Source organism: Parasegetibacter sp. NRK P23 (assembly GCF_023721715.1).
Lineage (GTDB): Bacteria > Bacteroidota > Bacteroidia > Chitinophagales > Chitinophagaceae > Parasegetibacter.
Map to the genome: position 1 here is coordinate 1 of NZ_JAMDLG010000009.1, position 7197 is coordinate 7197.

The window sequence follows — 7197 nt, forward strand, 5'->3', positions numbered from 1 at the left end:
CTGCTTTTTCAAGACTTTCAATTTTATAAAAGTATTGAGCTTTGGAAAGAATCGGCTACACACAACATTAGTTTTGCAATATCCGGGTAAGACGGTAAATGTGATGTTTGGTTTTTAAAGGAAATTCAATCTCGGTAAGACTGTTTACGTTTTCAAATCCCGGCCATCGCAAAGCCGTTACGTTAGCCGAAACTTTAAGACGTGCAACATGTTGCATGTATATTCTGATATTAGAAATGAAAGACTTACAGACAAATCCTGAAGAAGATGGATCGTTTGCAAAAAGATGGCGAGTTTTTAATGACACTCAACCATCGAACGCTATGCAGAAGATAAGTATTATTTTTTCTATCTTGCTCACTATCATATCGACAGTTATTGCTATCATAACATTCAACCAGCAACAGGAAATTAAAGGCATGAGAGAAGTTGTTGAATTGCTAAGTAGCGTTTCGCAACAAAACACTGAAATTATTACCAGGCTGGAAGAGGAGCATAAATATCAGGTTTCTGCCTCTGCTCCAAAGGTTGGACTGGTTGAGACAAAAATTATCGATCATAAGGGAGCATTAGAGTATCTTCTAATTTTAAAAAATATTGGCGGAAGAGACGCTACTCAAGTAAGGGTCGATTTATTTTTAATTGATATTTCTCATGAAGTCTATCAGCCCCATTTAATTCATGTCGGACCTATTAAGTCTATTTCTCCTGGTCAGCAGACTAGAATTATCAATAAGGTAACTGTTCCACATAGAGTTCTAATGGAAGCAATTGTAGTTGTTCGAACTACAAGTGTTGACAAGATTTCCGATGAAATACTTACAACGATTGATTATGGACAGAATACAATAGACTCTGATCATAAGTTCAAATTTAGGTTTTTGAATGATGATGAGAAAGATAGAATCAAATATATAATTGATAATATGGATGTTTCACGACAGTAATCATTCGGCTAACAGCGGTTTACTAATAGCCGGGTAAGACGGTAAACGTGATGTTCATATTCTAATGCAAATTCAATCCCGGCAAGACTGTTTACGTTTTTAAATCCCGTCCATCAGTAAGCCGTACCGTTATGCACCATTTTAAAGACTATATACAAAAATGAAAAAAGGGATATTAACCACTTTATTATTGTCTGCTTTATTTTCAACATTCGGACAAATTAGCGCCTCTGATTCGACTGTGCAAGTTGTTGCTTATTGGGAGAAAGCAGAAAAACAATTGTATTCTGCGGTTTACGAAGAATTTAAACTAAAGGGGTCGGATACGACTTCAAAGGACATTACAAGTTATGACATTGAAGTTACGGTTCTGGGTCAGAGTGAAAACTCTTATACTGTTCAGTGGGTTGTTATGAATTTTAAGACGAGTAGCAAGGACTTAAATGCTCGAAAAATTGGGACAATATTAAATGATTTGAAAATTGTTTTTACGACTAATGATGTTGGAACTTTTGCTGAGGTTACAAATTGGAAAGACATCAAAAATCACATCAATAAGCGTGTTGAAGTACTAAAGAGGACTGAAAAGATTTCAAACGAGTTTTCTGATGCACTAAATCAGTTGCAGACAAATTATTCAACAAAGGAGATGATTGAGTCGGCACAGATAAAAGATATTCAGCAATTCCTTTTTTTTCACGGCGGAAAGTATAAACTTGGAGAAGTATTTGAAGGACAAGGCAAATTTCAAAATCTCATGGGAGGAGAACCATTTGATGCGGATCTCAAAGCTTGGCTTAGTGAAATTAATGAGGAAGAAAGTACTTATTTGATGCAATCGACGCAAAAGGTAAACGTTGGACAATTGAAAAAGGCGGCTTTAGATTATTATACTAAGATTGCTAGGAGTAAAAACGAAAAGCCGCCTAAAATTGAGGACTTAGGTGATTTAAAGAATGAGACGAGTATTAATTCTCAAATTCACGACGGTGGCTGGGTCGTTTCCACTACGCAGACAGTTGTTGTGACTTCGGAGCAGCAAACATATGTAGAAAGACGTACTATGGAATTGAAGTAATAAAACAAACGGTGCATAACAGCGGTTTACTAATAGCCGGGTAAGACTGTAATCGTAGTGTTCAGTTTCTAAATAAATTCATTCTCGGTAAGACTGTTTACGTTTTCAAACTCCCGTCCATCAGTAAGCCGTACCGTTATAGCCAATTTGATTTTTGGCCTTTTCAATTGCAATTTTTTGAGTTGACGAACCAAACGGTGTGACAAAGGTTTTGTTGGCCAGCAGACCTTCATATTTGTTTGTTCTCGCAGAGCTTATTTCAAACCTTTTCTATGGAGATCTTTCACTGCCAAGACGCATAACTTATTGACGGATAGTTTTTTAATCCGGTAAAAAGTTCCTATCGCAGTTCTTGTTTTTCCAGAAAATCTCTATATTGTAAGACGAATTCCCTTAAACCTTACTATGTCCTGGATGTGAGTGAGGTGGCGAAGCATTGCCGGCACTGGCTCGATAAATCTTCAGTTAGCATTTTCGATCTTTATTATGTTGAGTTTTCACACATCATCTTGATCGACTTCAGTTGCATAAATCTGCTTTCGTGGAATTTTTATTGACGATTCAAACGTAACGACAAAGGCGTGTAGATTGCTTTTAGTTTTTTTGTGAGGATCTATCATGGACGTTCAAAAAGCTCGCAGACGATAAGATGTTTCATACTGACAATTTGTTTTGACCGTTTTAATGTTCTTAAAACTGGCTATAACATCGGTTTACTTATAGCCGGGTAAGACGGAAATCGAAATGTTCATTTTCTAAAGTAAATCCATTCACGGCAAGACTGTTTACGTTTCAAACTCCCGTCCATCAGTAAGCCGTACCGTTAGCGGCAAGGCTACAGCAGCCTTAAATTTTAAACATGACATTAAACTCGACAAATGGACAATATCTCAATTTGTGTTACTTTCATTGCATCAATATTAGGCATCGCTTATCCTATTTTACTTGAGGTAATATCTAGGGTAGATGAAAAATATTCTTCCATTACGATTCTTGAACTTTTCAGGAGTGAAAGAGAAAATTTTTTCTTCATCAGAATGCTTATAATTTCACTCGTATTAATTCTAGTTTGGATGCTTAAACTACCGCCTATTATTAAACTGCCAGGACTTGACTATTTTATTTCACATTCAGCAGAATACTTACTAATTACGTCCACAATACTATTAATAATTAGCTTTTTTCTTTTTGTAAGGAAAGTTCTCATATACTACACCCCAACCCGATTTATTCCGTACCTAATAAGGAGACATGCTTAAGAAGTTCTATAGCTTTTTCAAACGCAAAAAAAAGATAGAGTCAGTTGACTATTTTGTTGCTGTTTCCGACCTCTTATTTTATTCAATAAAAAACCAGAATGAAAAACTTGCAAAAACTATTGCAAGTTTCATGTATGATACCTTTAAAAAGTTTAGAGACCAACATCACGGAAATGAAATTGAATACCCAATCGCATATTATGAACTAGTTTCAAAAACAATTGAGGAATTGGCCATTCAACGTAATAGAAGGTTTACATTTTTAGAACACAGAACTGCAGGAAGTGTATGGCTCCTAGGAGAGTTTACAGATAGCAAAATATCCGAAGCAACATATCGAAGGATATGGAATAATTTCATTTTAGCACTTAAATATGAAAGAGATGATTATATAATTTATCATTGGGAGCATGCCTTTCAGTATGCAAGTTATTCATTAAAACCAATAAGTTTAGAGCACTCTGAAAAGCCACCTTTTGATGTGCTTAATCAAGAAGAGATAGATCAAAGGAAAAAAGAAAGAGATAGATTTCTTGAATTTCATTATGCTTTAGGAGGGCTTTTACTTTATAAATCACGTTACAAATGCATACAGAGGGCGTTTCAATATACACAAAGTATTCCTCCTCGTTATGAGTTATTACCTGAAACAATGAGTGAAGTTTTTAGGCTATATTTTTATTTCAGAGACCCATACGAAATGAGAATACCTTGGATAAACCAGCGATATTATTTTCCTGAAACAGGTGGTATAAATTCGGACGCAATACTAAAAAGCTGGATTTGTAAATACATAGCGGTCTTATTTTTAAGACAATACACAATTGTTTCATATTTGGTATACATGAAGCCTTTAGAATATCCGGTATTACCAAAAAAGCAATCTGAAAAAAGAGAATGGATTGACAACTTAGATTATTTCAAAAAATTAGTAGATGATATTCTGAAGAATAAAGAACTTTTAGATACTCTTGGCTTTAGCTTTATTTCAGATGAATGGTGTGAAGAAAATAATTATCCAAAGCCATTAGAATTTATTGAAAAAGTCAAGCAAGACACAATAGCATCATATGAAGGAACATTAATAAATCAACCAGTATCGGATGTCAAAGTGGAGAAGTTCAAAAATACAACAGCGAATATTTTATCTCCACTTCTAGATAAGTATGAAGCAATTAATAACAATGAAAACTTAACTGGAGATTTAACAAAATGGTATGTAAACGGCCAGTCTCATATTATTGATAAAAGCGGACTTGCGGATGATCAAGATGCTGATCACATAAATTTTGACTCTTTTTTGCCTGAAAGCTTTTCTAACAAATTAAAAGAGGAAATTCCAGAGATTTTCTTTAGAGTAACTACACAACGATATTTACTGAATGAGCATGATATTATTCCTGCCATTAGTGGACTTAATATTAGTGTTGACGATTACATTATAGTCTCCTTTGGCGTTGAAATAAAAAAGCTTATTGAAGAAAGTAAGCTAGAGTTTTTAAATAAGATTGAAGTTATTGAATTCGGTTTTAGAAATTACCACCTAGTAGGAGATTCTATTTTTATCCTCAACAAAAAGCACTTGCCTAAATTAAAATATAACAACATTCCTGATGATGAAATTCAAAAATATTCTTTAAAGGAAGCAATTCGAAAATACAATGTTTACATTTCTGTAGTTGACTTAAATCTAGCGTCAGAATTACGAGACACTTTAGAAGAATCATCGGATGGCAAAGATTTGCGCAAATCTGTTTACATGGCAATTTTTATACACCTCGAGGTTCAATGGCAAAAAGATTTGTCGTGTATTCAGATTCAAAAAGTATCAGCATATAGAGAAAGAGGGATTCCAAATAATTTAAGCGACATAAAACCAATTGACGAAAAGCCCAGCCGCTAACAGCGGTTTACTAATAGCCGGGTAAGACGGTAAACGTGTTGTTCATATTTCAAAGTAAATTCAATCGCGGCAAGACTGTTTACGTTTCAAAACTCCCGTCCATCAGTAAGCCGTACCGTTGGTGGCAAGCCAAATAGACATCCTACTTCTTATGTAAATTAGCCTGACAAGACATCTTTGAAACTAAAAATGAAACTTCTTCTGCTGACATTTTTCCTTTGTGCGGCACTAAATTCTTTAAAAGCTCAAAAGTTTGATAAAAAACTTCTGGACGAAAAAGTAACACTTATTGACTCTGCCTTTAGGTTCAGACAGACAATGTATGTTATCAATGGTATTCCTTTTTCTGCGACAGACAGCATCAAAATTGATTCGGCACTTCAAGCAAATGGTTTAAAATATTTGGTAAGTATCGACATTTTAAAAGAAGAAGCAAGAAATTCAATGCATAGTAATAATGATGTTGTACTTGTTACTTTCGCTTACAATCAGAAACTCAAACGAAAACGAGAGCTTCTTAAAAATGTAAGAAACAGCTTTGTAGATAATTATGTTTCATTTTCTCAACACATTTTCACAGACGCAAAAGACCCGGTACTTTACATCGACAATGTATTGATACATCATACAGAGGCTAAAGAGAAACTAAAAGCACTTACTTTAAAATCTATTTATCATATAGATTATAAAGACAAGAAGGTTGCAGCAGAGCACTATGGACAAAATGCAAAGAATGGACACATTAGGATTTGGACAGTGCCAAAATAGCTATTGGCCAGCCACCAACATCAGTTTACTGAATAGCCGGGTAGACGGGTAACGTGTTGTTCAGTTTCTTAAATAAATTGACTCACGGCAAGACTGTTTACGTTTCCAAACTCCCGTCCATCAGTAAGCCGTTACGTTGTAGGCAATTTAATGACACCCTAATATTTTAAAAAATTCTGTAGGACATAAAACTAGCTAATATGACAGTTTATAACAACTTTGAAGAAGTTGCGAAGGAAATTGCAGAAAGGACGCCTCCTATAATTTATAAATACAGAGACTGGGAAAAAGATTTTCATAAAACAATCATAACAAAGCAAGAGTTATACTTTGCTCAACCGCATACGTTGAATGATCCTTATGACGTTAGACCTCCCTATAACTTTATTGTGCCCGAACTTGATATAGAGACAGCACGAAAAAGAATTAGAGACGCTGGTAAATCATTTAGACCAGACTTGACTGATGAAGAATTAGAACGAGAGGTTGAAGCAAGAGTACAATCTGTTATTCAAGACCCGGTCAGCTATTTTAAAAAGAATAGAATGAACTACGTTCTTGACAGTTCAAGGTATGATACGATTGGTGTGCTTAGTTTCTGTTCAGCATTTGACAATGAACCAATGTGGGCTCATTATGGAAACAATCATAATGGCTTTGCAATAGGCTTCAATACAGTAAAATTAGCAAGAGCTTTAAATTGCACAGTTGGGCTTGTAGATTATAATGACACACCTTTGGATTATCATATAATGGGCGACAACTCTGGATTGTTAGAAAAAGAGCTTTTCAGAAAATCAACGAAGTGGCAACCTGAACAAGAATTAAGGTTTCTAACAGTCGGTGTTGGTTTGTATAGAAGTAGAGTAAATACATTTCCTGCAGACGTTGTTGAAGAAATCGTTTTTGGCCTGAACACAAGTAAAGAAGCGCAAGACGAAATAATCGCAGCATCTAAACGAGTATTTCCTGGAGTTTCTTTCTTTAAGGTAGTGGTTAAAGCAGACTCCTTTGGTTTTGACAAAGAAAAAATAGAATAGACAACAAAACAGCCTACAACATCGGTTTACTAATAGCCGGGTAAGACGGTAAACTTGTTGTTCATTTTTCAAAGTAAATTCACTCACCGCAAGACTGTTTACGTTTTCAAACTCCCGTCCATCAGTAAGCCGTACCGTTATAGGCAAGCCTAATTGAGCATTCGTTTTCAAATTAGCCGACAAATGACAGCAAGCCAATTTT

The 7197-nt window shown here is 35.1% G+C and carries 5 protein-coding genes; all 5 read left to right on the forward strand.

Going from position 1 to position 7197, the window contains the following annotated elements; genetic code table 11:
* Window positions 1-215: 215 nt before the first annotated feature.
* The gene (locus tag M4J38_RS17420; protein ID WP_251761085.1) at window positions 216-947 is read left to right on the forward strand and encodes a hypothetical protein; all 732 of its coding nucleotides are present in this window, start codon (window positions 216-218) and stop codon (window positions 945-947) included.
* A gap of 160 nt (window positions 948-1107) precedes the next feature.
* A complete protein-coding gene (locus tag M4J38_RS17425; RefSeq protein ID WP_251761086.1) occupies window positions 1108-2025 on the forward strand; it encodes a hypothetical protein in 918 nt (305 codons plus the stop codon).
* Window positions 2026-3276: 1251 nt separating this feature from the next.
* A complete protein-coding gene (locus M4J38_RS17430; RefSeq protein WP_251761087.1) occupies window positions 3277-5187 on the forward strand; it encodes a hypothetical protein in 1911 nt (636 codons plus the stop codon).
* 189 nt (window positions 5188-5376) lie between these two features.
* Window positions 5377-5955, forward strand: coding sequence for a hypothetical protein (locus M4J38_RS17435; protein ID WP_251761088.1), 579 nt, complete (start codon window positions 5377-5379; stop codon window positions 5953-5955).
* 200 nt (window positions 5956-6155) lie between these two features.
* Window positions 6156-6995: a DUF2971 domain-containing protein gene (locus M4J38_RS17440; protein ID WP_251761089.1), complete on the forward strand. Its 840-nt coding sequence runs from the start codon at window positions 6156-6158 to the stop codon at window positions 6993-6995.
* The last annotated feature ends 202 nt before the right edge of the window (window positions 6996-7197 follow it).